The following is a 1914-nucleotide window of genomic DNA, read 5'->3' as shown; positions in this document are numbered from 1 at the left end:
TCGGTCTGTTCGAGACCGCGCTGCGGCCCGACGAGCTGATCACCGCGGTCGAGTTTCCTGTGCCGCGCCGCGCCGCCTATATGAAGTTCAGGCATCCGGCGTCGCGCTTCGCCCTCGTCGGCGTGTTCGTGGCGCAAACCGAGGCCGGTCCGCGCGTCGCCGCGACGGGCGCCGGGGCCTGCGTGTTCCGCGTGCAAGAGATGGAGCAGGCGCTGGCCCGGCGCTTCGAGCCCGAGGCACTGGCGGACCTGGCGGTGGATGCATCCACCTTGAACAGCGACATCCATGCCACAGCCGAGTATCGCGCCCACCTCGTCGGCGTCCTGGCACGCCGCGCCGTGGCCGCGGCACTGGCTTGATTCTCAAGGAGACTTTTTCGATGCTTTCCCCCACGCCGAACCTGGCCCTGGACGTGCGCGAGATCAGCATGCGCTTTGCTGGCCGTACCGTCATCGACCGCATGAGCTTCTCGGTCGTGCCGGGCGAGTTCCTGTGCATCGTGGGCGCCTCGGGCTGCGGCAAGACCACGCTGCTGCGCCTGCTGGCGGGCCTGAACCAACCCAGCGACGGCGAGGTGCGGTTCGAGAACCAGAAGGTGATCGCCCCCTCGCGCGAGCGCGCCATCGTGTTCCAGGACTACGGCCGCGCGCTGCTGCCCTGGCGCACGGCCGCCGGCAACATTGCGCTGGCGCTGGAAAGCTGCGGCGTGCCCAAAGCCGAGCATCCCGAGCGCGTTGCCTCCTTGGCCGCCACCATGAATCTCGCGGCGGCCGTGGACCGCTACCCCAACCAGTTGTCCGGCGGCATGCAGCAGCGGGTGCAGATCGCGCGTTGCCTGGCCCAGCAACCGAAGTTGCTGTTGATGGACGAGCCTTTCGGCGCGCTGGACGCCATCACGCGCCAGAACCTGCAAGACGAAGTGGCGCGGCTGGCCGCCGATCACGACACCACGATCGTGTTCATCACCCACGATCTGGAGGAGGCCATTTACCTGGGCGACCGGGTCATCGTGCTGGGCAGCAACCCGGGGCGCATCGTGGAAGAAGTGGCGGTGGATATTCCCTGGCCGCGGCACCAGCTCACCACCCGGGAGGACAGCCGCTTCCTCGAGCTTCGCCACCATCTGCACGGTTTGCTGGAGGGCCACTGATGAAGCGCTCCTGGCTCGGCGCTGTGGTGCCGTTGATGCTGTTGGTGCTGTGGGAAGGCCTGTGGCATGTGCCTTCGCTGCGGCTGGAATCGGTGTCGCGGCCCGTCGAGGTGGCGCGCGCGCTTTGGCAGGGTATTGCCGACGGCACCCTCCTGGCCGCGACGCGTGAAACTTTCGAGGCTGCGCTGCTGGGATTCGCCATCGCCTCCGCCGTGGGTTTGGCGCTGGGCGTGATGCTGGGGCTGATGCCGCGGCTCGAGCGCATCGTCGGCCCTTCGGTCGACGCCATGCGGCCGGTCCCCTCGGTCGCGCTCATTCCGCTGGCGCTGATGCTGTTCGGTTTCGGCGTGAAGATGGAAGCCTCGGTCGTCGCCTTCGCCTGTCTCTGGCCGGTGCTGCTGGTCACCATCGCGGCAGTGCGTGGCATCGAGCCGCGCCTGCTGGAAGTGGCGCATGTGCTGGAGATGTCGACCGCCCGGCGGACCTTTGCGATCGTGTTGCCGGCCGCGATGGCGCGCATTGCCGTGGGACTGCGGCTGGCGCTGGCGATGGCACTGGTGGTGGCAGTCACCGTGGAGATCGTGCTCAACCCGCGTGGGCTGGGCCACGGGATGATGTCGGCGCAGCAGGCCTTGCGGTTCGACCAGATGTACGCCCAGTTGCTGTGGATCGGCGCCGTGGGCTGGGCCCTGAGCGGCCTGACCCAGAAACTGCTGGCCCACTGGCCGGGCGCCAACCTGTCGATGGCGGAGCTGCGCACATGA

The 1914-nt window shown here is 68.3% G+C and carries 2 protein-coding genes and 1 pseudogene; all 3 read left to right on the top strand.

Annotation, left to right across the window (positions count from 1 at the left end; all coding sequences use genetic code 11):
- A pseudogene (locus tag V6M63_RS18875) lies at positions 1 to 359 on the top strand (FAD binding domain-containing protein); the annotation flags it as partial.
- Positions 360 to 379: 20 nt separating this feature from the next.
- On the top strand, positions 380 to 1150 hold the full coding sequence (locus tag V6M63_RS18870; protein WP_332744342.1) for an ABC transporter ATP-binding protein: 771 nt from the start codon (positions 380 to 382) through the stop codon (positions 1148 to 1150).
- Positions 1150 to 1914, top strand: a complete 765-nt coding sequence (locus V6M63_RS18865) for an ABC transporter permease (RefSeq protein ID WP_332744340.1) — start codon at positions 1150 to 1152, stop codon at positions 1912 to 1914. Before V6M63_RS18870 ends, V6M63_RS18865 begins: the two co-directional genes overlap by 1 nt.

Origin of the sequence: Hydrogenophaga sp., assembly GCF_036675665.1 — a bacterium.
Classification (GTDB): domain Bacteria; phylum Pseudomonadota; class Gammaproteobacteria; order Burkholderiales; family Burkholderiaceae_C; genus Hydrogenophaga.
This window is presented reverse-complemented; position numbering and strand designations above follow the sequence as displayed.

What these genes read in the sequence shown, in the direction of transcription:
- V6M63_RS18870 (WP_332744342.1), top strand. Translation starts at nt 380, where the DNA reads ATGCTTTCCCCCACGCCGAACCTGGCCCTGGACGTGCGCGAGATCAGC.
- V6M63_RS18865 (WP_332744340.1), top strand. Translation starts at nt 1,150, where the DNA reads ATGAAGCGCTCCTGGCTCGGCGCTGTGGTGCCGTTGATGCTGTTGGTG.